At 60.1% G+C, this 23,868-nt stretch carries 20 protein-coding genes and 1 tRNA gene; 6 read left to right on the top strand and 15 right to left on the bottom strand.

The genetic code is table 11. From position 1 onward, the window contains the following. Nucleotides 1-67 precede the first annotated feature (67 nt). The 5 genes from KUV39_RS01475 to KUV39_RS01455 form a co-directional block, all read right to left on the bottom strand. Entirely contained in the window at nucleotides 68-1,348 is a 1,281-nt protein-coding gene (locus tag KUV39_RS01475) for an SPOR domain-containing protein (protein ID WP_222458740.1), read from the bottom strand. A gap of 265 nt (nucleotides 1,349-1,613) precedes the next feature. After that, nucleotides 1,614-2,246 carry a uracil phosphoribosyltransferase gene (gene upp / locus KUV39_RS01470; protein WP_008559490.1) on the bottom strand — a complete coding sequence of 211 codons (633 nt, stop codon included), beginning with the start codon at nucleotides 2,244-2,246 and terminating at the stop codon, nucleotides 1,614-1,616. A gap of 127 nt (nucleotides 2,247-2,373) precedes the next feature. Continuing rightward, nucleotides 2,374-3,594 carry a phosphopentomutase gene (locus KUV39_RS01465; protein WP_222458739.1) on the bottom strand — a complete coding sequence of 407 codons (1,221 nt, stop codon included), beginning with the start codon at nucleotides 3,592-3,594 and terminating at the stop codon, nucleotides 2,374-2,376. Continuing rightward, nucleotides 3,594-4,904, bottom strand: coding sequence for a thymidine phosphorylase (locus KUV39_RS01460; protein WP_222458738.1), 1,311 nt, complete (start codon nucleotides 4,902-4,904; stop codon nucleotides 3,594-3,596). The genes KUV39_RS01465 and KUV39_RS01460 overlap by 1 nt, the downstream gene beginning before the upstream one ends. A gap of 3 nt (nucleotides 4,905-4,907) precedes the next feature. Next, nucleotides 4,908-5,324, bottom strand: coding sequence for a cytidine deaminase (locus KUV39_RS01455; RefSeq protein ID WP_008563178.1), 417 nt, complete (start codon nucleotides 5,322-5,324; stop codon nucleotides 4,908-4,910). A 211-nt stretch (nucleotides 5,325-5,535) separates the two neighbouring features. Between KUV39_RS01455 and KUV39_RS01450 the strand changes: the two genes are divergently transcribed. From KUV39_RS01450 to KUV39_RS01440, 3 genes are all read left to right on the top strand, one after another. Beyond that, nucleotides 5,536-7,824: an NADP-dependent malic enzyme gene (locus tag KUV39_RS01450; RefSeq protein ID WP_222458737.1), complete on the top strand. Its 2,289-nt coding sequence runs from the start codon at nucleotides 5,536-5,538 to the stop codon at nucleotides 7,822-7,824. A 273-nt stretch (nucleotides 7,825-8,097) separates the two neighbouring features. Then, a complete protein-coding gene (prpE, locus tag KUV39_RS01445) occupies nucleotides 8,098-9,990 on the top strand; it encodes a propionate-CoA ligase PrpE (RefSeq protein ID WP_222458736.1) in 1,893 nt (630 codons plus the stop codon). 128 nt (nucleotides 9,991-10,118) lie between these two features. Beyond that, nucleotides 10,119-11,558, top strand: coding sequence for an amidase family protein (locus KUV39_RS01440; protein WP_222458735.1), 1,440 nt, complete (start codon nucleotides 10,119-10,121; stop codon nucleotides 11,556-11,558). A gap of 497 nt (nucleotides 11,559-12,055) precedes the next feature. On the opposite strand, the gene KUV39_RS01435 is transcribed toward KUV39_RS01440, so the two are convergent. Continuing rightward, nucleotides 12,056-12,817, bottom strand: a complete 762-nt coding sequence (locus tag KUV39_RS01435) for an NAD kinase (protein WP_008561605.1) — start codon at nucleotides 12,815-12,817, stop codon at nucleotides 12,056-12,058. A 169-nt stretch (nucleotides 12,818-12,986) separates the two neighbouring features. On the opposite strand from KUV39_RS01435, the gene glyA reads away from it, so the two are divergent. Continuing rightward, entirely contained in the window at nucleotides 12,987-14,285 is a 1,299-nt protein-coding gene (gene glyA / locus KUV39_RS01430; protein WP_008560943.1) for a serine hydroxymethyltransferase, read from the top strand. Between the two features lie 88 nt (nucleotides 14,286-14,373). On the opposite strand, the gene KUV39_RS01425 is transcribed toward glyA, so the two are convergent. From KUV39_RS01425 to KUV39_RS01410, 4 genes are all read right to left on the bottom strand, one after another. After that, nucleotides 14,374-14,658, bottom strand: coding sequence for a YiaA/YiaB family inner membrane protein (locus KUV39_RS01425; protein ID WP_046210072.1), 285 nt, complete (start codon nucleotides 14,656-14,658; stop codon nucleotides 14,374-14,376). 77 nt (nucleotides 14,659-14,735) lie between these two features. Then, nucleotides 14,736-15,413 (bottom strand): PspA/IM30 family protein, encoded by a 678-nt coding sequence (locus KUV39_RS01420; protein ID WP_222458734.1) that lies wholly within the window; start codon nucleotides 15,411-15,413, stop codon nucleotides 14,736-14,738. Between the two features lie 92 nt (nucleotides 15,414-15,505). Next, nucleotides 15,506-16,093, bottom strand: coding sequence for a TetR/AcrR family transcriptional regulator (locus tag KUV39_RS01415; protein WP_008563096.1), 588 nt, complete (start codon nucleotides 16,091-16,093; stop codon nucleotides 15,506-15,508). Nucleotides 16,094-16,166: 73 nt separating this feature from the next. Next, on the bottom strand, nucleotides 16,167-16,535 hold the full coding sequence (locus KUV39_RS01410; RefSeq protein WP_222458733.1) for a hypothetical protein: 369 nt from the start codon (nucleotides 16,533-16,535) through the stop codon (nucleotides 16,167-16,169). Nucleotides 16,536-16,725: 190 nt separating this feature from the next. Between KUV39_RS01410 and KUV39_RS01405 the strand changes: the two genes are divergently transcribed. After that, entirely contained in the window at nucleotides 16,726-17,499 is a 774-nt protein-coding gene (locus tag KUV39_RS01405) for an alpha/beta fold hydrolase (protein ID WP_222459040.1), read from the top strand. Nucleotides 17,500-17,503: 4 nt separating this feature from the next. On the opposite strand, the gene KUV39_RS01400 is transcribed toward KUV39_RS01405, so the two are convergent. Then, nucleotides 17,504-17,686 carry a hypothetical protein gene (locus KUV39_RS01400; protein ID WP_008562720.1) on the bottom strand — a complete coding sequence of 61 codons (183 nt, stop codon included), beginning with the start codon at nucleotides 17,684-17,686 and terminating at the stop codon, nucleotides 17,504-17,506. 257 nt (nucleotides 17,687-17,943) lie between these two features. Beyond that, nucleotides 17,944-19,302 carry a methyl-accepting chemotaxis protein gene (locus KUV39_RS01395; RefSeq protein ID WP_222458732.1) on the bottom strand — a complete coding sequence of 453 codons (1,359 nt, stop codon included), beginning with the start codon at nucleotides 19,300-19,302 and terminating at the stop codon, nucleotides 17,944-17,946. A 449-nt stretch (nucleotides 19,303-19,751) separates the two neighbouring features. Here KUV39_RS01395 and KUV39_RS01390 point away from each other — a divergent pair, with 449 nt between their 5' ends. Continuing rightward, on the top strand, nucleotides 19,752-22,283 hold the full coding sequence (locus KUV39_RS01390) for an ATP-binding protein (RefSeq protein ID WP_222458731.1): 2,532 nt from the start codon (nucleotides 19,752-19,754) through the stop codon (nucleotides 22,281-22,283). An 81-nt stretch (nucleotides 22,284-22,364) separates the two neighbouring features. Here the strand turns inward: KUV39_RS01390 and KUV39_RS01385 are convergent. From KUV39_RS01385 to KUV39_RS01375, 3 genes are all read right to left on the bottom strand, one after another. After that, nucleotides 22,365-22,451 (bottom strand) — tRNA-Leu (locus tag KUV39_RS01385). Nucleotides 22,452-22,600: 149 nt separating this feature from the next. Next, nucleotides 22,601-23,275, bottom strand: coding sequence for a tetratricopeptide repeat protein (locus KUV39_RS01380; RefSeq protein WP_222458730.1), 675 nt, complete (start codon nucleotides 23,273-23,275; stop codon nucleotides 22,601-22,603). Nucleotides 23,276-23,345: 70 nt separating this feature from the next. Next, nucleotides 23,346-23,819, bottom strand: a complete 474-nt coding sequence (locus KUV39_RS01375) for an Lrp/AsnC family transcriptional regulator (protein WP_008560930.1) — start codon at nucleotides 23,817-23,819, stop codon at nucleotides 23,346-23,348. Between the last annotated feature and the right edge of the window lie 49 nt (nucleotides 23,820-23,868).

The following is a 23,868-nucleotide window of genomic DNA, read 5'->3' as shown; positions in this document are numbered from 1 at the left end:
TGTACAAAAAAACGCGCCCTGAACGGCGCGTTTTTCATTTTATCCGTGGCACCTTACAGGAACGAGCTCACCTGCTGATCCGTGCGCCCGCATATCCGGCAGCGCGGACCTTGGCGAGCGCGGCCTCTGCTGCTGCAGGACCGGCGAAGGGACCCGCCAGCACCACCTGATGGGTGACGCCTGCACGTTCAACCTTGCCCAAGCGAACAGGCAGACCATGTTTGCGCAGCGACTGCGCGACGGCCTCTGCCTTGGCCCAATCTGAGACGGTTGCAGCCCGCACATACTTTTGCTGCGCAACCACCGGCGCCTGCCCGTCCTCCGGAGAGGAGCGGGTCGAAAGCCGCGTGACCAGCTGATCCTGATCGCCCGCGCTCACCCGGCTCTCGGACAGACGGACCACCGGGCGATTGACAGGTTGCTTTATGCCTTGGCGCGGAACGCTGCGGGTCCAGATTTGCCCGGACGCGCCGGATACAGCATCACCGCTCTCGACAACCACCGCCTGACGGCCTGATTGCACCTCTAATTGGCGCAAAGACATCTCTGCCCGGCGTGGGTTAAGGCGGTCATCCTCCCAGACCTTGCGGTAGCCATCCGGCACCGACAGGCCACGGCTCAGCTGTCTTTCTTCGTAAACATGTTTGGGCATCACCCGCGTGTTCGCATCCAGCGCGCCATACCCGCCAGCAAAACCGTCCTGCGGGCCGCAACGGACTCCGCTGCCGCGGTTGATGTACTGACGGCTCAGCTCAGACGCGCCTTCGCAAGGGCCAGACGACCAGTTCGGCGTGAGGATCGTCAGCGGCACGTCATCCCGGCGATAGGCGTCGTTATAGGCAGGGCGTGGGCGTCGCGGGCTTGCCTTTGCGGTGCGGACGGGAATGGGTTTTGCCACCCGTGCCGGTTCGCGCTGGGGCTTCGTTGTCGTCACCACGCGGGGTGCTGTGGGCGTTGGCACGGGTTCTGACGGCGCAACGCTGGCTCCATCAGCCACGACCGGATCATTGGCACGCTGCCCTTCGGGCAGAGTGATCAACTCTGCGGTTGGTGGGATCACAGCCTTTGGCGCGGCGTCATCGGCTGCAATCTGGGTCGGCTGGAACCCACAGAGCTGCTTGCGACTGCGCGTCACTCGCGGAATCCACGTGACATTGCCGTCAATCCCTGCCCGAATAAACACGCAACCACGGCTATCGACATATTGCTTGCCGGAAAAGGAGGCAGGCGGGAACTCTGCCGGAGTGGCGGCTTCCCGGGCCGACTGGGCCGCCGCAGAGCCCGCTCCAAATGCAGCAAATCCTGCTGCGGCGAGCAATGCACTTGCAATAATTCTAGTAAGCATCATCAGAAGGCCCCACAATATATGGCGGCAGGATGCCCGAAAACGATTTCTTAGTAAAGCTGACGCTCTGGGAATTTATGAAAGAAGTCAGTGGGATCCTGCACGCTGTCGGACAAGGGCCCGCATCCAGTGCAAAGGCAGTTGGCCGGACGGCCCGTCACGAAAAAAGGCGCCCCGATCCCGGAGCGCCCACAATATCAAATGCCGAGCGTCAGTGGTTCGCAGCACCGTTGGCCAACGGCAGATCCCGCGAACCGCTGGCACCGCATTACTTGGTGCCGAACATCCGGTCGCCTGCGTCGCCGAGACCGGGCAGAATGTAGCCCTTTTCGTTCAGCTGACGATCCAGAGAGGCCGTCACGATCGGCACGTCCGGGTGCTTTTCTTTCATCAGCGCGACACCTTCAGGGGACGCCAGCAAGCAGAGGAAGCGGATATCATTTGCGCCGGCCTCTTTCAGCAGGTCAATCGCAGCGGCCGAGCTGTTGCCGGTGGCAAGCATCGGGTCAACAGCGATGACAGTGCGATCCTTCAGACCCTCAGGCGCCTTGAAGTAGTATTGAACCGGCTGCAGTGTTTCCTCGTCGCGGTACAGACCGACAAAGCCCACACGCGCAGACGGGATCAGTTCCAGAACGCCATCAAGCATACCGTTGCCTGCGCGCAGGATCGAAACCAGAGCCAGCTTCTTGCCCGCCAGGATCGGCGCTTCCATTTCTTCCATCGGCGTGTCGATGGTGGTGGTGGTCAGCGGCATCTCGCGGGTGATCTCATAGGCCAGCAGCTGGGTGATTTCACGCAGCAGACGGCGGAACCCGGCAGTCGATGTGCCCTTGTCGCGCATCAGGGTCAGCTTGTGCTGCACCAGCGGATGATCGACTACGGTCAGATGTTCGGACATAGGGCGCTCCTTTCAGGCAAAATCAAACTCTCATAGTCCTTGGGGCCACAGAGGGGCAAGGCAGATCTGCCGAAATTTTCGGCAAATCTGCGGATCTCTGCGGGGAAACCTGCGGCGTCAGGCCCGATCAAAGCACCGAACAGCCAGGCCCGGCAGACGGCACCTCCAAATGCGCAGCAACGGTTGCGGCCACATCGACAAAACCCAGACGTCCCAAAGGCCCGCTGCCCCTGCCTGCCATCAGGACAGGAACCTGTTCACGGGTGTGATCGGTGCCCGGCCAAGAGGGATCGTTGCCGTGATCTGCAGTAAGAACCAAAAGATCGCCCTCGCGCAGCTTCGGCAACAGCGCCGCAATCTCGGCGTCAAACCACTCCAACGCGCGAGCATAGCCCGAAATGTCGCGGCGGTGGCCGTACAGGCTGTCGAATTCGACGAAATTGGCGAAGGTCAGGCTGCCCTCTTCGGCCTGTTCTACGGCGTCATGGAGATGCGCCATCAGGGTGGCGTCGTCTCCCTTGGCGAGGGTATCAATCCCCTGCATGGAGAAGATGTCACCAATCTTGCCAATGCCGTGGACGGTGCGCCCCGCGTCCTGCACCCAGTTGGTCAGGATCGGAGCCGGCGGTGTAATCGCATAATCGCGCCGGTTCGTCGTGCGGCTAAAGCCGCTTTCGGCGTCACCGACAAAGGGGCGCGCGATCACCCGGCCAACCTTCATCGCATGCAGGTAAGGCGCCACCGCCTCACAAAGCGCCAGCAACCGCTCAAGGCCAAATGTTTCTTCATGGGCCGCGATCTGAAAGACACTATCCGCAGAGGTATAACAGATCGGCTGGCCGCTCTTCATATGCGCTGCGCCGTGTTCTGCGATGATCGCAGTGCCCGAGGCGTGACAATTGCCAAGGATCGCATCGGTTCCGGCCGCATTGCAGACATGCGCGACCAGATCGTCTGGAAAGGCAGGCGTCTTGTCAGGAAAATAACACCAGTCCCACGGCACCGGCAGGCCCGCCAGTTCCCAATGGCCAGACGGCGTGTCCTTGCCCCGGCTCTGCTCAACCGCGGCACCCCAACGGCCCATCGGCGCCCGTTTGCCTGCGCCGAGCTCGGGACAGGGCACTGCAGAAGCCTGCGCCACAGCCGCCCCCAGCCCAAGCGCATCAAGGGTCGGCAACCGCAAAGGGCCACTGCGCCCCTCCTCGGCCAGTCCAGCCGCACAGGCTTGGGCAATGTGCGCCAGTGTATTGGCGCCCAGATCGGGCAAGTCGCCGTTGAAATACTGCCCTGCATCAGGGGCACCACCGATGCCCACGGAATCCATCACGACAAGAAAGGCACGGGCCATCAGGAAATCCTCTCATGGATGAGCGGAGGCACGACCGGAGCCGTTTGCGACAGCGTATAGGCTGCCCGCAGGCTTTTCTCTGCGATGTCGGCTGCAGCCTCGTCAGCGGCATGGACGACGCCGATCACCCCACCTCGGGACAGCTGTGCCCCCAGTGGCGCCAACTCGGCAAGGCCGACAGCCGGATCCACGATATCGCTTTCGACCATGCGACCGCCTCCAAGACGGACAACGGCAAGACCAAGCGCCTCACCTTCGATTGCGGAGACATAGCCCGCCGTTTCGGCCAGAACAGGGCGCCTGACCGGGGCCTCTGGCAGGACGCTCTGCCATGTGGTCGCAAAATCCGCAGGTCCGCCCATCGCGGCCACCATGCGCGCAAACCTGTCCGCCACCGCACCGCTGGCAATTGCTGCGCGAATTTTCGCGGCCCCGTCTTCGGGATCCAAGGCAAGGCCACCATGGGCAAGCAGGATACCACCTTGGACTTCGGTCAATCGCGCCAAGGCGCTGTCGCGCCCCCCCTGCCCGGTCAGGATGCGCATGACCTCGGCCACCTCAAGCGCATTGCCAAGCGCCGGGGCCAGCGGCTGGTTCATGTCCGTGATCAATGCAGAGGTTCTGCAACCTGCCGCATTTGCGGTCTCGCTCAGACTGCGCGCCAATGCTTCAGCCTCGGCGCGTGTTTTCATGAACGCTCCGCTGCCAAGCTTAACATCAAGCACCAGCGCATCCGTCCCGGCGGCGAGCTTCTTGGACAGGATCGAAGCAGTGATCAGATCAAGGCTCTCGACTGTGGCTGTCACATCCCGGATCGCATAAAGCCGCTTGTCGGCCGGGGCGATCTGCGCAGTTGCGCCCACGATCGCACAGCCCACATCGCGCATCATCGCCTGCAGTGCATCCTGCGATACCTGTGTGCTGACGCCCGGGATCGCCTCCATCTTATCTAGCGTTCCGCCCGTGTGGCCCAGACCGCGGCCAGAGATCATCGGGACATAAGCCCCGCATTCTGCCAGCGCAGGTGCCAGCAGAAGCGACACGCAATCCCCGACACCGCCGGTGGAATGCTTGTCGAGGACGGGACCATCCAGATCCCATTGCAACACATCGCCACTGTCCCGCATGGCCAGCGTGAGGGCACGGCGTGCCTCTACGTCCAACCCCTGCAAGCAGACTGCCATCGCAAAGGCACCTGCCTGCGCGTCGCTGACCTGCCCATTTGCCAAACCTTCGGCAAACCAGCGCATCTCAGCGTCGCTTGGTGTCTTTCCCAGCCGCAGAGCAGCGATGATGGCGCGTGCGTCCATGGCTCAGCTCCGCTCCATGTGGTCCGCACCAAAGGCACCCGGCAGCAGCGCCCCAATCGTGGTGACCTGTTCGGCCCCATCCGTGGTGGCCAGCGTCACCTCGGCATCGGCCGCACCGAATTCGGCCAGTTTCTGGCGGCAGCCGCCACAGGGCGGAATGGGGCTTGGGCAATCAGCGATCACATAGGCGGCTTCCAGCTTGGTTTCACCTGCCGCCACCATTGCGGCAATTGCCCCGGCTTCGGCACAGGTGCCTTCTGGATAGGCGACGTTTTCAACATTGCAGCCGACATAGACCTTGCCAGAGGCCGCACGGATGGCTGCGCCGACCTTGAAGTTGGAATAGGGTGCGTGCGCGTTTTCGCGTACGGCGGCTGCGGCGTCTTTCAGGCTCATGGCGATTCCCCGATTTTTGATCATCTGGTCAAGATGACGCAGAATAACGATAGCACGGGGGGAAGGTGAAGCCCTGCATCTGCAATTTCTGCCATGCCCTCGCGGCGGGTAACCGCCTGCACCCAGATCCACGCCATCCCAGGATCACGCGTGTCGCAATCGGTGGTTTCCCTGACGTAAAAAGTCGTTTAACACTAAACTAAAGTCTCTGGAGCCCCTGAGGACATTCATTCCAATGACCAAAAACCCCAAATCCGATACCCAAACCCTGCGCGAAGCGGCGTTGCATTATCACGCTTATCCGAACCCCGGTAAGCTGGAGATCCGAGCCACAAAACCGATGGCCAATGGCCGCGATCTGGCGCGGGCCTATTCCCCGGGTGTGGCGGAGGCCTGTATCGAGATCAAATCGGACCCGGCTGACGCAGCAAGATACACCTCGCGCGGCAATCTGGTGGCAGTTGTCACCAACGGCTCTGCGGTTCTGGGTCTTGGAAATATTGGCGCGCTGGCCTCCAAACCGGTCATGGAAGGCAAGGCCGTTCTGTTCAAGAACTTTGCCGGGATCGACTGTTTCGACATCGAACTGGATGAAGCCGACCCCGAAAAATTGGCCGAAATCGTCTGCGCGTTGGAGCCCACCTTCGGTGCCATCAATCTTGAAGACATCAAGGCACCTGATTGTTTCATCGTCGAGAAAATCTGTCGCGAGCGGATGAACATCCCGGTTTTCCACGACGACCAGCACGGCACCGCAATTGTTGTCGGCGCGGCTGCAAAGAACGCTCTTCATGTTGCGGGCAAGAAATTCGAAGATATCAAGATCGTGTCGACCGGCGGCGGCGCGGCGGGTATCGCCTGCCTCAACATGCTCGTGAAACTTGGCGTGAAGCGGGAAAACATCTGGCTGTGTGACCTGCATGGTCTTGTCTACGAGGGGCGCACCGAGGACATGAACCCGCACAAGGCCGCGTTTGCGCAAAACACCGATCTGCGCACTCTGGATGAGGTGATTGATGGCGCGGATCTGTTCCTTGGCTTGTCGGGACCAAATGTTCTGAAACCCGAAATGGTCGCCAAGATGACCAAACGGCCCATCATCTTTGCCCTGGCCAATCCCAACCCGGAAATCCTGCCCGACGTCGCCCGCGAGGTCGCGCCGGATGCCATTATCGCCACCGGCCGCAGCGATTTTCCCAATCAGGTCAACAACGTCCTTTGCTTCCCCTTCATCTTCCGGGGCGCGCTGGATGTGGGGGCAACCGAAATCAACGACGAGATGCAGATTGCCTGTGTCGAAGGCATCGCAGAGATGGCCCGCATGACCACCTCGGCCGAAGCGGCCGCTGCGTATCAGGGCGAACAGCTGAACTTCGGGGCTGATTACCTGATCCCCAAGCCTTTTGATCCACGCCTTGTCGGTGTCGTATCCTCGGCTGTTGCAAAGGCCGCGATGGACAGTGGTGTTGCCACCCGCCCGATCGACAATCTGGACGCCTATCGCGCCAAGCTGAATGAAACGGTTTTCAAATCCGCCCTTCTCATGAAGCCGGTATTTGAATCGGCCAAGGCGGCAGCCCGCCGCATCGTCTTTGCCGAGGGCGAGGACGAGCGCGTTCTGCGCACAGCGCAGGGTATCCTTGAAGAGACAACCGAAACGCCGATCCTGATTGGCCGCCCCGAGGTCATCGAAAAGCGTTGTGAACGGTTGGGCCTGCACATCCGTCCCGGCACGGATTTCCAGATCGTGAACCCGGAAAACGACCCACGTTACTATGACTACTGGACCAGCTATCACCGCTTGATGCAGCGCGATGGGGTGACCCCTGACCTCGCCAAGGCGATCATGCGCACCAACACCACGGCCATTGGCGCCATCATGGTGCATCGCGGCGAAGCCGACAGTCTGATCTGTGGCACGTTTGGGGAATACCGCTGGCATATGAACTACGTGCAGCAGGTTCTTGGTGGCGGCACTTATGAACCCCACGGCGCGCTGTCGATGATGATCCTCGAAGATGGCCCCCTCTTCATTGGCGACACCCATGTCCGGATCGAGCCCACACCAGAACAGATCGCCCAGACCGTTCTTGGTGCGGCGCGCCACGTCCGCCGCTTTGGCCTGGAGCCGCGCATTGCGCTTTGCTCGCAATCCCAGTTTGGCAACACCACCTGTGATTCCGGCGCCCGCCTGCGTGCCGCGCTAAAGATCCTCGACGATAAGCCACGGGATTTCGTCTACGAAGGCGAAATGAACATCGACACCGCCCTGGACCCGGAGCTTCGCGCACGTATCTTCCCGAACTCTCGTCTGGATGGCGAGGCAAATGTGCTGATCTTTGCCCACGCAGACGCCGCAAGCGGTGTGCGCAACATCCTGAAAATGCGCGCCGGTGGGCTGGAAGTCGGCCCAATCCTGATGGGCATGGGCAACCGCGCCCATATCGTTTCCCCTTCGATCACCGCGCGTGGCCTGTTGAACATGGCTGCCATCGCAGGAACGCCTGTGGCCCACTACGGCTAGGCGCGTTTCGGGGCGCGAACAGCGCAGAATCACAGGCTGTACACAGTGAAGAGGCGCAGCTGTCTGGTTTGCCAATCAATCGGGGCGGAGTTTGCAAACTCTGCCCCGTCTTGCTGTAAACTTGCGCTAACCGAGGTGGTTTGCAAAACTTTGCAAGGCTGAAACGTCAAATTCTGCAAATAAATTGCGCCAATCTGACGCGACGTCCCTTCCGGAGCTTGCCCGATCCCGCGCCATGGTCCTAACTCGGCTCAAGGACGAGGAGGAGGAACCATGTCGTATTCTGAGGTCTATGAGAGCTGGAAAGCCAACCCCGAACAGTTCTGGATGGAAGCAGCCAAGGCAATCAGCTGGGACAGCGCCCCGACAAAGGCCCTGACCGACAAAGGCGATGGCCTCTACGAATGGTTCGCCGATGCCAAGGTCAACACCTGCTACAACGCTGTTGACCGCCACGTCGAACAGGGCCGCGGAGAGCAGACCGCGATCATTTACGACAGTCCCATCACCCAGACCAAGCGTGAAATCTCCTACGTCGAATTGCGCAATCGCGTCGCCACCTTGGCCGGTGCCCTGCGCGCAAAAGGTGTTGAAAAAGGTGACCGGGTCATCATCTACATGCCGATGATCCCAGAGGCCCTTGAGGCGATGCTCGCCTGCGCCCGCCTTGGCGCGGTGCACTCGGTGGTCTTTGGTGGATTTGCCGCAAACGAACTGGCCGTGCGGATCGACGACGCCAAGCCCAAGGCGATCATCGCTGCCTCCTGCGGTTTGGAGCCGGGCCGCACGGTGCACTACAAACCGCTGCTGGATGGCGCGATCGACCTCGCCACCCACAAGCCCGACTTCTGCGTGATCTTCCAACGCGAACAGGAAGTCGCAGAGCTGGTGCCGGGCCGCGATGTGAACTGGCACGGTTTTCAGTATGGCGTGGAGCCTGCCGAATGTGTCCCGGTCGAGGGCAACCACCCCTCTTATATCCTCTACACCTCTGGCACCACGGGCCAGCCCAAGGGGGTGATCCGTCACACCGCGGGTCAGTTGGTGGCGCTGAACTGGACCATGAAGAACATCTACAACGTCGATCCCGGCGATGTGTTCTGGGCCGCGTCCGATGTGGGCTGGGTCGTGGGCCACAGCTATATCTGCTACGGGCCGCTCATTCATGGCAACACCACCATCGTGTTCGAGGGCAAGCCCGTGGGCACGCCCGACGCGGGCACCTTCTGGCGGGTGATCTCGGAACATAAGGTCAAGAGCTTCTTCACCGCCCCCACCGCCTTCCGCGCCGTCAAACGCGAGGACCCCAAGGGCGAATACGTCAAGAAATACGACCTCAGCTGCCTTGAGCAGGTGTATCTGGCGGGGGAGCGCGCGGATCCCGACACCATCACCTGGGCGCAGGAACAGTTGCAGGTGCCTGTGGTCGACCACTGGTGGCAGACAGAAACCGGCTGGTCGATTGCGGCAAACCCCTTGGGAATCGAGGAACTGCCGACCAAACTCGGCTCTCCTGCCGTGCCAATGCCCGGTTACGACGTGGAGATCCTTGATGAGGGCGGCAACCCGGTCGCGGCCGGTGAACTGGGCGCGATTGCGGTGAAACTGCCGCTGCCGCCGGGCACCCTGCCGACCCTGTGGAACGCCGAAGAGCGGTTCAAGAATAGCTACCTCAACACCTTTCCCGGATATTACGAAACGGGCGATGCGGGCATGAAGGACGAGGATGGTTATCTCTACATCATGGCGCGCACCGATGATGTCATCAACGTCGCAGGTCATCGCCTGTCCACCGGCGCGATGGAGGAAGTGCTTGCAGGGCACCCCGATGTCGCCGAATGCGCAGTGATCGGTGTTTCTGACAGTCTCAAGGGGCAGATGCCTGTGGGCTTTCTTTGCCTCAACTCAGGCTGCGAAACCGCCCATGAGGATGTCGTTTCACAGGTCGTCAAACTGGTGCGCGAAAAAATCGGGCCGGTGGCTGCGTTCAAACTGGCCTGTGTTGTTGATCGCCTGCCCAAGACCCGCTCTGGCAAGATCCTGCGCGGCACGATGGTGAACATCGCAGATGGCACCCCGTGGAAGATGCCCGCGACCATTGATGATCCCGCGATCCTCGACGAGATCACCACCGCGCTGCAGGGCCTTGGCTACGCAAAACAGTAATCCCTCTTATCCTCCCCACCAACTGCAGGCTCCCCGCAAGGCGGAGCCTGTTTTTTGCCGTTTGTGCCGCCCGGTTTCTCTTGCAACTCTGACTTGCCCGCCTACCCTGCCATCAGGGAGGCATCATCATGACAGAGACCGAAATTTGGCGCCTGAGCGGGACAGATCTGGCAGCACGGACACGCGCAGGGGATCTGACGGCAGAGGATGCTGTTACCGCCTCCATTAAACGCATGGCAGAGATCAATCCCGACCTGAACGCCGTCGTGGAGGACCTGAGCAGCGAGGCATTGGAACGCGCCCGAAAGCTCGATTTGGCGCGCAAAGATGGCGCCACGCCCGGCCCCCTGCACGGTGTTCCCGTCACCATCAAGATCAACATTGATCAGGCCGGACATGCGACCTCAAATGGCGTCAGTGCACTAAAGGATCTGATCGCGCCAGATGATGCGCCGGTGGTAAAGAACCTGCAGGATGCGGGCGCAGTCGTCATTGGCCGTACCAATACGCCCGAGTTTTCCTTTCGCGCAGATACCGACAACCCGCTCCATGGCCGCACCCATAATCCGTGGGGCCGGCACATCTCTCCCGGCGGCTCCTCCGGTGGTGCTGGTGCGGCCGTGATGGCGGGGATTGGTGCGCTGGCCCACGGGAATGATATTGGCGGCTCTCTCCGGTTTCCGGCCGCCGCAAACGGGGCTGTCACGGTAAAACCGGGCCTGGGGCGTGTGCCTGCATGGAACCCCAGTCAGTCCGCCGAACGGGGCATTCTGGCGCAGAACATGTCTGTGCAGGGCCTCATCACCCGCACAGCGCAGGATCTGCATCTGGCGATGCCCAGTCTGATCGCGACCGATCCGCGTGATCCGTTTCATGTTCCGATGCCGTGGCGCGGTGATGCCGTCGCTGGGCCTATCCGGGTTGCCTTTTCCAAAGAGACCTATGGCTATGACCTCCACCCTCAGGTGGACGCCGCGCTGGAAGACGCCCGCGCAGCGCTCGTGGATGCGGGCTATCTGGTTGAGGAGATCCAGCTGCCAGATGTCTTCGATGCAGGGCGGACGGGCTACCGCGCCTTGATGGGTGAAGTCTATGCGCTGATGAAGTCCGATATCGACGCGGCCGGCTCCCAGACCGTGCGTGACATCTTTTCGGTCTACTTCGAGGAATTCCCCCCCTTCGCCGGTCAGGAACTGCTGCAGATGATGGCCAAGCGCACACATTACGCGCGCGAATGGTCCCTGTTCATGCAGGATTACCCGCTGGTTCTGACCCCTTTCCTGCCACAGCCCTTCTTCAAGCCAGATCGCGATACAGAAGGGGCTGAGGGCGTGCATGAGGTCTTGGGCTGCGCGGTCTATTCCTATGCGATGAATTTCCTCGGCCTGCCTGCGGCCTCCGTTCCGGCCCGATTGGCAGAGCTGCCCAACGGACCACAGCCCATCAACGTACAGATTGCCGCCCCGCGCTGGCGCGAAGATCTGGCCGTCGATGCCTGCCAAGCCATCGAATCACGAATCGGGCGCATGTGTGATGTCCTGTGGGAGAAGATGGCCGACCGCGCGTGACCGCGCCCTGCCTGAGCCCCTGGCCCATATCCGACAGTCCCGCCCGAGAAATGAAACCAACCGGGGTGATACACGCTGAAAGGTCGCTGCCGCATCGCAGATGCGCAGCGAACCGTCTTCACTGACGGCAGACTTCAGATAGGGCTGCACGAAAACCCGGGGATCGGCCGCGCCGCCCCCGGACTTTCCGAAACAACCGGAAACTCGTTCACAAACATCCCCAAAGCCACGCGACCTCAGAACCCCGGCAGAGGCCGCAATTTGGGTGAAAACGACGTCCCCGATAAGGGGGCGCAGTCCGGTTCATGTAAAAACGTAGGTGCTTTAAAATAAGTGGCCGATGGCCATCCCGGTAGATCGCGGCGCCTCACGTTGTGGAGACGCAATGCCCTTTGGCTGTCACCGCTGGCATCGGCCTGTTCTAGAGTTCAAATATCGCACAAATTGGCCGTTTTGTCACCAAAAACCTGAAAAGCCCCTAAATCCCCAAGTGGTTATCAGGTGAACTGTTCGGAAATCAGCCGTTCTTCCAGCCCGTGGCCAGGATCAAAAAGGATCTTGTGGCGGATCTTTTTCTGGGTCGAGATTTCAACGCGCACCACATTCGGGAAGGAAACAGAATCCGCATCCGCCATCACCGGCCGCTTGTCAGGTTCCAGAACATCAAAACGCACGGTCGCATTGCTGGGGAGCAAGGCCCCGCGCCAGCGTCGCGGACGAAATGCCGCAATCGCCGTCAATGCCAGAACATCCGACCCGATGGGCAGGATCGGCCCATGAGCGGAGTAGTTATAGGCGGTAGACCCCGCAGGCGTAGACACCAAGGCCCCGTCGCAGACCAATTCTGCCATACGCTCCCGGTCATCCACGGAAATCTTCAGCTTGGCCGCCTGTGGACCCGCCCGCAGCAATGACACTTCGTTGATTGCAAGCGCCCGATGCACCCGCCCCTCTGCATCCATCGCACGCATCGACAGCGGATTGATGATTTCTTCTTCCGCCGCCTCCAACCGCGCGATCAGGCCGCTTTCGCTATATTCATTCATCAGAAAGCCGATGGTTCCGCGGTTCATTCCATAAACCGGAGCATCCAGATCGATGGTGTCATGCAGCGTGTCCAGCATGAAGCCGTCACCGCCAAGGGCCACGATAACCTCTGCCTCTTCCTTGGCCACATTTCCATATCGGGAAACCATCGCGGTTTTTGCAGTCTGCGCCACCGGTGCGCGGCTGGCCAGAAAGGCGATTCTAATGCTCATCAAATCTGTTTCCGGAGTTACCCAATTCGTTCCGAAACAATCATAGCTTTCCCGGGAATGCCAGTCTTGCCGTTCTGAGCAGGGGATTCGTCGCATTCCGGGCTTTCAGCGCGAAAGTGTTTCCGATAGGAAATCTCACAAATGGAACACCTACACTGACGGAGCCAGCATGACCGAGACCACCTCCCGCGACCCCGGTTTTTTCACCCAATCCCTCGCTGATCGCGATCCGGAACTGTTCGGCTCGATCACCAACGAACTTGGCCGCCAGCGCGATGAAATCGAGCTGATTGCCTCCGAGAATATCGTCTCTGCCGCCGTGATGGAAGCGCAGGGCTCGGTTCTGACCAACAAATACGCCGAAGGCTACCCGGGTCGCCGCTACTATGGCGGTTGCCAGTACGTCGACGTTGCCGAGAACCTGGCCATCGACCGCGCCAAGCAGCTGTTTGGCTGTGAATTCGCCAACGTCCAGCCGAACTCCGGCTCGCAGGCCAACCAGGGTGTTTTCCAGGCGCTGATCCAGCCCGGCGACACCATTCTGGGTATGGATCTGTCCGCAGGTGGTCACCTGACCCACGGCGCACGTCCCAACCAGTCCGGCAAATGGTTCAACGCCGTTCACTACGGTGTGCGCCGCGAAGACAACCTGATCGACTATGACCAGATCCAGGAACTGGCAAACGAGCACAAGCCTGCCCTGATCATCGCTGGCGGCTCGGCCATCCCGCGTCAGATCGACTTTGCCAAGTTCCGCGAGATTGCCGACAGCGTTGGCGCCTACCTGCTGGTCGACATGGCCCACATCGCTGGACTGGTTGCCGCGGGCGAGCACCCCTCGCCCTTCCCGCACGCTCATGTTGCGACCACCACCACTCACAAGACCCTGCGTGGTCCGCGCGGTGGTATGATCCTCACCAACGACGAAGCACTGGCGAAAAAGTTCAACTCCGCGATCTTCCCCGGCATCCAGGGCGGCCCGCTGATGCACGTCATCGCTGGTAAGGCAGCTGCCTTTGGCGAAGCACTGCGTCCCGAGTTCAAAGAGTACCAGAAGCAGGTGCGTGCAAATGCCGTGGCTCTGGCAGACCAGCTGATCAAAGGCGGTCTGGATATTGTGACCGGTGGCACCGACACCCACGTTCTTCTGGTCGACCTGCGCCCCAAAGGCGTGACCGGCAACATCGTGGACGCTGCTCTGGGCCGCGCTCACATCACCACCAACAAGAACGGCATCCCGTTTGACCCGGAAAAGCCCACTGTGACCTCGGGCATCCGTCTGGGCACACCGGCGGGCACCACCCGTGGCTTTGGTGAAGCAGAATTCCGCGAAATCGCGGACCTGATCATCGAAGTGGTCGACGGCCTGGCTGCAAACGGTCCGGACGGCAACGCAGAGGCCGAAGCCTCTGTACGTGGAAAAGTGGCTGCTCTCTGCGCCCGCTTCCCGCTGTACCCGAACCTGTAAGTCGAAGCCGACTTTGAAAAACGAACCGCCGCGAAGCACTCTTCGCGGCGGTTTTCATTTATGAGCCAGTCATGGGCGCGTGTGCGGATCAGAGGGATTTGCTGTCAGCCAGCGCCTCTTCCAGCATCTTTTCATTGCGCGCCTCTTCGATGCGGCGGATGCGGTCTTCGCTGGAGCGGATGTCGAAGCGATATTTGACAACGTTGATCAGGCTCAGCGTCAACAGCATGATCCCCATGCCCCAGAACCCCTTGGTCGCCAGCGGCACCTCGGTAGAGAGCCAGAGCGAGATGCCCAGCATGCCGTAAGCCACGGCCACACCGGCCACGTTGAGGGTGATGATCAGGTTGTTGTCATTGCGTGCATTGGTCATTGGGTCTCTCCCCGTTGGTCGTCGTGATTTTTCAGATGATTGAGAAACTTGCGCCGGTTTCTGGCGCATGCGCTGTGTCAGCTCTTTGGCGTCAGCCGCGCCAGAACATCAGCGGCTGTGCTGCGTGTCGGCGCGCCAAAGCCCGCATCCGCCAGATCGTCCGCCACCGTGCCGTGGCTCAGACCGGCTTCGATGTCTTTCAAGATTTCGCTTTGTTCAAACGGATCCTCGGCAGACATCACCCGGTTGATCAGCGCCTCCGCCTCCCCCAGCGTGTCGCCCGCAGCCGCGCCCCGCACCAGTCCAACATGCGCGCCCTGCGCCCTACGGGTGGCCCGCGCGGCAACCGCGCCTTGTTTCAGGTCGGTCAACCGGCGATGGCTGGCCTCTACGGATTGGCGCAGCTGCAGACTGCGCTGTTCCAGCATGTCGACAGTGCGGCGGCGCGTGGCATGCTCGTTTTCCAGCTCTGCAATGGCCGTGGCCGCAGCCTGCGCCAGATCCTGACGGTCCTGCCCAAGGGCCGCCTGTGCCCGCTCCGTCAGATCGCTGATCCGCGCCGCGACCGCCTCCAACTGGCGGCTCTCCATTCGGGACTTCTGGATCAAACCGGCCAGCGCCTGTTTCGCGCGGGTCAGATCGGCCTCGCCGGTGCGGATTTTCTGATCGATCAACTCTATCGCATATGCGTCGGTCAACCGCTCTTCGGCGCGGGCGTCGACCCCTCGGATCAATGTCTTAATCGTTGCAAACATAGCTTCCTCCAAATCCATGAACATCGTTCATGAATTTGGTATAAGGAAATTATGAACAGCGTTCAAGAATTTTTTGAACGACGTTCAGAAAATTATGTAAGCCGCGATAATACCTCGGAAATCATTCGCTCGATCTGATCCACCGGCACACCTGAGATGCGGTTTTCCAGCCCGAGAAGCACGATTCCATGCACCGCCGAGAACAACGCCCGGACCATAAGCACGAGGTCTTCGGGTGCTTTATCGGGATAAATCTCTGCGACCGGCGCGGCGATGTTGGAAAACAGATCATCAAGAGCAGCGCGGTACCAGTCCGGGACCTCGGCCTCCTCCGCCTGCACGTCGAACAAGGCGCGCCACAACCGGGTATTTTCAGCCGCAAACGCCAAATACGCATTGCTCATCAGGATCAACCGCCTGGTTGGTGCAGCCGCCTCTGCCCCGTCAAGAGATTGGCGAACCGCCTGCCCCAGCGCTTGAAAGGTTCGCCCGTTCACCGCCATGACGATGGCGTTCATATCATCAAATGCGTTGTAGATGGCGCCGACAGCACAGCCCGCATCAGCCGCAAGATCGCGGGCGCGCAGGGCACCAGCCCCGTCACGGCGAATGCGGACCTCGGCCGCGACGATCAATTTGTCGCGCAGCTCCTGCTTGCGGATTTCGGCCTTGCTCGCCATTTGGTCTGCCCCTTCACACTTGAACCACGTTCAAGATACCGGGGCGCAGCGGGAAGCGAAAGAGGGGCCGTGTTCAAACAAACCCGCGCCAGCGCAGGACAACAATCAGCAGCACAGCGACCACAATCAACGCAAAGGCCATGCTTGCAAGGATATCCAGCACCCGCCCCCGGCGTCGATCCGCGAGGTCGATGGATTTCAGGTGTTTGATGACCTCATCCGCCGAACGCGAGAGCTTTGCCTCTTCTTCGACAGTCATGCGCAGCTTTGGATGCTCCAGCAGGGGTTGCACCGCTGCCAACTCCTGCCCGAGCCGGTAAATGCGGCGCGGCAGGCGGCGGCGAGCGCGTTTCAGTGCGAGCGCAAGATCCCCGCCTGCATGTTCGCGGTCTTTCAACAGCTCGCGCAGCTCTGCAATCTTGTGAATGAGTGTATCTGCCATCGCGCTGCCTGCCTGCGTTTGGGTGACTGTCTTGCACCCCAAAGGGCGGTTTGTGTTGCCCCAAGCATAGGGATCACCACGCAGGGCCTCAATCCCGATGGTGAGGCTCACCTCCCCCACCGGCACCTTTGTGCCATCCAATCCGGCAATGGGGCTGGCGGAGCCTGACAGGCGAAGCTATCAAAAGGCCATGCTGAACATCCTCCGCCATGGTGCCCCGACCGACAAACCCACTTTGATGATCGCCCATGGGCTTTATGGGTCTGCGCGCAACTGGGGGGCCATTGCCAAGCGGCTTTGTGATGATCGACAGGTTATCGCCGTCGACATGCGAAACCACGGCGACAGCCCGTGGACAGACAGCCACAGCTACAGCGACATGGCCGCGGACCTGGCCGAGGTGATCGCGGCAGAGGGTGGCCCTGTTGACTTGATCGGGCATTCCATGGGCGGCAAGGCCTCCATGACTTTGGCCCTGCAACACCCCAATCTGCTGCGTCGTCTCCTGGTTGCTGACATTGCCCCGGTTCAATACAGCCACAGCCAGATCCAGTTCATCCACGCCATGCGCGGTGTCGATCTCAACCAGGTTGAGCGCCGCTCTGACGCGGAAGAGCAATTGGCCCGGCAAGGGGTCGAAAAAGCGCTGCAGAGCTTTTTCACCCAATCCCTGGATCTGCCGAACAAACGCTGGCGACTGAACCTGGACACGCTGGAACGGGACATGCCACTGGTCATGGGCTTTCCAGATCTGACCAAAGCCGGATCACCGCCAGTGTTTGAGGGTCCGACCCTGTTTCTGTCGGGCGCCAATTCCGACTATGTACTGGCGGAACACCGCCCCATCATCAAGGCGATGTTCCGCCAGTCCCATTTCGCCAAACTGCCTGACAGTGGCCATTGGCTGCACGCAGAAAACCCGCGCGCCTTTGTTGCGACAGCGCGCAGCTTTTTCGACGCCTGAGCTGTCAGCCCTGATAAAGCCTGCGCGCGACGAGATAGGCCACCGGCATCGCCACAACCGCACCAGCCGCCGCTGCCGCAAGGATGGCGGGCACTGTCAGGTAGCCTGCCACCAGAACCGCAATGACGGCGGCACCGGCCATGCTGCTGCCGATCAGGGAATAAAGAATAGAGGCGAGGCGGATCATGGAGAACTCCGTATCTTGATATCTGCACCTGTCCGACCACCTGACCGGACACCTTCTGGGTCCAGAAATCACGCTTTGCCCTTTTCCTCTTTGATCGTGATCAGTTTCTATCCGTCCCTCACAAAGAAATCGCCGCCGCACCGGGCGGGTGCAGCGGCGGCGGAGAGCGCGAGGCACTGACGGCTCTCCGGGCTGTTACGCGGCGCTTGTCCGAACCCATGGCACTGACAGGGACAGGCGCGGGCACATTCGCGTCTTCAGCCGATTGCGCGGGCTTTGTGATCGTGGCTGCCGGTGGCAGAGGGCCCAAGCGCAACCACCTGCCCACCGCCACTGAGCTGAAAGCGCGACATCTGCCGCATCAGTTCATTGGCGTCATTTGACAGCGTCTGGCTTGCGGCCGTCGCCTCCTCCACCATCGCGGCATTGTGCTGGGTCACCTGATCCAGCTGGCTCACGCCAGTGTTGATTTCAACCAGTGTCACAGACTGCTCTGCCGCGCCGGTTGCGATCTGGCTGACGTGGCCGGAAATGGTGCTGACGCTTGCGATGATTTTCTGCAACTCATCCCCTGCCCGGCTGACCAGCTGCACGCCATTGCCAACGTATTGCGAGCTTTCGGTGATCAGCTGCTTGATTTCCCCTGCCGCGTCCGAAGAACGCTGCGCCAGCGCTCGCACCTCAGAAGCGACAACCGCAAATCCGCGACCTGCTTCGCCAGCACGTGCAGCTTCAACTCCGGCATTCAGCGCGAGGAGGTTCGTCTGAAATGCGATATCGTCGATCACTGAGATGATCTGCGAAATCCGGCCCGAAGATTCCTCGATCTGAGACATCGCCGTCACCGCACTGCTCACCACTTCACCGCTTCCTTCAGCGGCGCTACGGGCATTGCTGACGATCCCCTCCACTTCACGCGCCCCATCAGCGGCAGAGCGGACGGTTGACGTCAGCTCTTCGATCGCGGCGGCGGTTTGCTCCAGCGTGGCGGCTTGGGTTTCCGTGCGGTGGGACAATTCCGAAGAAGACTGGCTGATTTCGCCAGAAGTCCGCTCCACAGCCTGCGCCACCTCGGCAACGGTCTGCAAGGCAGAGCTCAGCGTTTCCTGTGCGCGGTTGAAGGCATTGGTGAGCCCCGCCATATCCGGCAGATCGCTGGTGGCGACACGATGGCTCAGATCGCCCTGGCTCAGCACCTCAAGCCCTTCTGCAATCTCGGAAATCGACCGCTGCCGCGCGGTGATATCCGTCGCCAGTTTGACCACCCGAACAGGTTTGCCGGTCTCATCCACGACAGGTGCATAGGTTGCCTGAATCCAGATCACCTCCCCCGTCTTGCGAATGCGTGGATATTGGTCGGTGAAAAACTTGCCAGCAGCAAGATCGGCCCAGAATGACTTGTACTCGGAGCTTTTGGCATAGCTTGGTTCCACGAACATGGAATGATGCTTGCCGACGATCTCCTGCAGCTCATAGCCGACCGCCGCAAGGAAGTTGGAGTTTGCCTCCAGGATCGTGCCGTTTGGCTCGAACTGGATCACAGCCTGCGTGCGGTTGATCATATCGAGCAACGCCTGTTCCTGCGCAAACCCGGAAGACCGGCGATCTTTTCCCATTAACTTAGCGAGCATCTTTACCTCGAATATGATAGTTAAAGTACTTGCCATATTCAATAAGTCTGGAATCTTTTCAGAATGATTAATTTTTAGGCGCTCGATGGGAATTTTTGATGGAAAATCTATTTTAGCCGACTTCCTGATACAGCGCCCCGCAGTCCCAAAACCTATTGGAGAAACCACCCAAGCGAACTCGCCCACCAGAGCGCACTGCTTTCTTGACGCTTAAAATGCGGACCACTCAACCCTAGTGACAAAATGCGTCGCATTCTAATCAACCCAGAGCCTTTCAAACTGGCCAAAGGCCAATAAAACAAGGCCAACCAGGGTGTCTCTTTTATGACAACACCCGTGACAAAAACGACGGGATGTTAACGAGAACTGAAGAGTTTCAGAGTCATCTTATCTCTATAAAAGAATGTGAATGATAACGATGCTCGGAACCGCTCATGAGTTTTGCCCCCATTACCTGGGTTAGGTCGCTCAATAATAAGACATATCTGCCCTCTCTCGTGGCGTTGATTGCGATCGTTTGGGCCGGAATCTATGCCGAGATCCAGAACAACGTCATTTCGGAACAGCAACTGCGCGCTGATGTGCAATACGAGGCCGGGCTGGTGCGTGCCCGCCTTGAAGGCAATCTTGCTGCAGACATTCAGCTCGTGCGCGGCATGAAAGCTGTCATTTCCACCGAGCCAAACATCTCCCAAGACCGCTTTGCGGTCCTTGCATCCAAGCTGCTGGTGGAACGCACCGAACTGCGAAATATCGCCGGGGCGCCGGATTTGGTCATCTCACTGATGTATCCGATGGAGGGCAATGAGGCGGCGATGGGTCTGGATTACAACAAGAACGAAGCGCAGCGCGCAGCTGCCTTTCGGGCCCGTGACAGCGGGGATCTGGTTGTTGCCGGCCCTGTCAATCTTATGCAGGGGGGCCAAGGCCTTATCAGTCGCTTTCCGATTTTCACCGGACCTGCCGACGACAAAACCTTTTGGGGCATCCTTTCGGCGGTCATCGACGTCGAAAAGGTCTACAAGGCCGCTGGTCTTCTGGATGACGACCTGATGATCGATGTCGCCCTCGTCGGCAGGGATGGCACCGGCGCGGGAGGGGAGCACTTCTACGGCGATCCCGCCATTCTCACGGACAATCCTGTCTTGATGAACATCGCTCTGCCTGTTGGCAATTGGCAGCTCGCCGCGCGTCCGCGTGGTGGCTGGCCCGCCCAGGCGGCGAACACCTGGCAGCTGCGACTGACGGTCCTTCTTGCCGGAGCCTTTATCCTGTTTCCAACGCTCATGGCCGGGCGCCTGTCTGCGGCGCGCCGTTTGATCATTCGCACCCTGAAGCGGCGCGAGCGGGATCTCGAAACACTGTCGCGCAGGCTCGAGATGGCGGTAGAGACCTCCAAGCTCGGCATCTGGGAAATCCATGAAGACGACGACATGGCGATCTGGGACCTTCGTATGCGCGCGCTCTATGATGATCCGACCGGCAGCAGTGATGTTCCTCTCAGCACATGGCGGAGCTTTATTCTGCCCGCTGATCGGGACGCTGTGATCGAAGGGTTTCAGAAGTCCTTGCACAATGGGACCGGTCATTCTGTGGATTTCACCGTGCAGCTGCCGGACGGGACGCGCAAGAACATCCGCGCAATGGGGCGCGCCTATCGCGATGAGCGCGGGCGCAATTGCATGATCGGGGTGGAATGGGACGTCACGCGCGATGTGGAACTGTCCAATGATCTCAAGCGCGCCAACCTCACCCTCACCAAACGCAACACCGAATTGACACAGGCCAAACTCGCCGCTGAAAAGGCAGATCAGGCGAAATCAGAATTCCTCGCCAACATGAGCCACGAGATCCGCACGCCGATGAACGGAATTGTGGGCATGGCCGATATCCTCGCCAATACCGATCTTTCCGCCGAACAACAGCAATGCGTTGACACGGTGCGCGAATCCTCCAGCGCCCTGCTCAAGATCATCAACGACATTCTCGATCTTTCCCGGCTCGAGGCCGGGAAGATGGAAATCAGCCCGATTGATTTTGACCTGCGCAAATGTGTGGACGGCGTGGTCGATACTCTGCGTCCACGAATGGTCGAAAAGGGGCTGACGTTCACTCAGACCTATACCGCCGACCTGCCCGAACTGGCACACGGGGACAATGGCCGCCTGCGCCAGATCCTGCTGAACCTGCTTGGAAATGCGGTCAAATTCACCAAGGAAGGCAGCGTCGGGCTGCATGTGTCACGCGACAAGAGTGATCCCTATCGGATGTGTTTTGAAGTCAAAGACACCGGGATCGGCATTTCCGAGGATCAAGCTGAACATATCTTCGAGCGGTTTTCCCAAGCGGATGCGGCAACCACGCGCCACTTTGGCGGTACCGGGCTTGGGCTGACCATCTCCAACATTCTGGCAGAGCGGATGGGCGGACAGATCACCCTGGCATCCGAGCCGGGCAAGGGTGCGACCTTCCGCCTTGAAATACGGCTGGAGCCGCCGAAGGCAGCACAAAACGCCCCGCACGCGCCCACCTCTTCTGTTGTCGCCGAGGTCCGGCCCGCAACGCTGATCCTCGCGGATGACAACCAGACCAACCGCCTGCTGATCAACAAGTACCTGCAGAGCACGCCGCTGGACATCATCGAGGCCACGAATGGCCGCGAGGCGGTGGATCTGTGCCGAACACATGCGCCGGATATCATCTTGATGGATATGTCCATGCCCGAAGTGGACGGCATCGAAGCCACCCGCCAGATCCGCGCAGATGCCGACATCAACCAGCCCATCATCATTGCGCTGACAGCAAACGCTTTTGAAAGCGATCGGCGGGCCTGTCTGGATGCTGGCATGAACCATTTCCTGCAAAAGCCGATCCGCAAGGCCCTTTTGCTAGAGACTATTGCCACAGTGCAGGCCGATCAGGCCGAGACGACAGAAGAGGCACCCGCCCGCTCTATTGGCTCATGATCCCTGCCGCATCTGCGTCTGGACCTACCGGATCAAAGCTGGGGATCACGAGAGCCTGGGTGTTGCGGACCATGAAAAGGATGGTACGGGCGGTGGGACTCGAACCCACACGGGGCAACGCCCCAACAGATTTTAAGTCTGGTATGTCTACCATTCCATCACGCCCGCCCGAGAGGGGCTTTCGCCCCCTCTTGCGGCACAAGACCTAACCAGAGCCGCGATCAGGTACAATCATTTTCCTGTGGATTTTTCGCGTGCTGCGCATTTTGGCAAACATGCACGTCGATCTCGCTCCCCCGACGCCAGCCGATCCCGCCCTAAAGCTCCACCTCAGGCCCTGTTCCGGTCAATGGTGCGCCTTCTGTTCTGGGCGCCAATGGACCACCCGGCGCCCGCAGGTGCCGTTCCGGCAGCCAGGGGTTAAGCGCCAGCGCCTCATCAAGCACCTGCCCGGCCTCCTCTAGCCGTCCCAAACCATAAAGCGACAGCGCCTTGCCGCTTAGCGCGCCAAGATGGGTTGGCGTCAGCGCAAGCGCCCTGTCCAGATCGGCAAGCGCTGCCGAAAAATCGCGGCGCAGATATTGCACAAAGGCGCGCTGATTGTAGCCCTCTGCGTAATCCGGACAATAGGCAACCAGCCGATCAAGCGCTTGAAGAGCCCCAAGAAAATCAAAAACCGCCCTCCGCGACATCCCTTGATCCAGCAGCGCCTGGGCCTGTTCGTTAGGCGCATCCGTCCACAGCTCCCACAGCTGATTGGACACCCCCTGCGCCGCGGCGTCACTGCCTGCGGACTGAAGTTTCGCAAACAGCGCCCGCGTTGCCGCCTCATGGTCCTTTGGCGCTGGACAGCTCGCGGCAGTATCTTCGACGCCCTCCCCCGCATCCTGCGCCAACGCCTGCCATGAAAATCCAGCAGCCACTATCACAGCAAAAAACGCAGGTTTGGCAAAACCCATGGGAAACAGAGAGAGTGTCGGGATCTGTCGCATACCTCAACAGTGGTCCAAACCGGCGCGCAGGCAAGTCACGATTTCGCGCAGACGGCCAAACAATCCCAGATCACGGCGCCAGCGCACTGTCCTCGATCACCGCCTGCATGGCGACATAAGTCGAGGTAGACGCCACATGAGGCAGCGCAGAGATCTTCTCTCCCAGAACAGCGCGATAGGCCGACATAGAGCGGGTTCGCACCTTGAGCAGGTAATCGAAATGCGACGCCATCAGATGCGCCTGTTCGATTTCCGGCACCTTGGCCAGCGCTGCATTGAACTTGGCCAGCGCCTCCTCGCGGGTATCGGTCAGCTTCACTTCGACAAAGGCCACATGATCCAATCCGAGCCGAATGGGATCTATCAGCGCGCGATAGCCTGTGATGATCCCTTCTTTTTCCAGACGGCGCAGCCGGGCCTGTGTCGGCGTTTTGGAAAGCCCGATCCGGCGGGCGAGATCAGCAATAGAGATCCGCCCGTCCTCTCCCAGCGCATGTAGAATCGCCTGATCGAACTTATCAAGGCCGGGAAAGTCCATTTGCATCGAAAAACTCCGCCATTTTGGGTGCTCCGCCTACAATTCCCACATCTTT

This window comes from Phaeobacter italicus (assembly GCF_019801785.1).
GTDB classification, from domain to species: domain Bacteria; phylum Pseudomonadota; class Alphaproteobacteria; order Rhodobacterales; family Rhodobacteraceae; genus Phaeobacter; species Phaeobacter italicus.
This window is presented reverse-complemented; position numbering and strand designations above follow the sequence as displayed.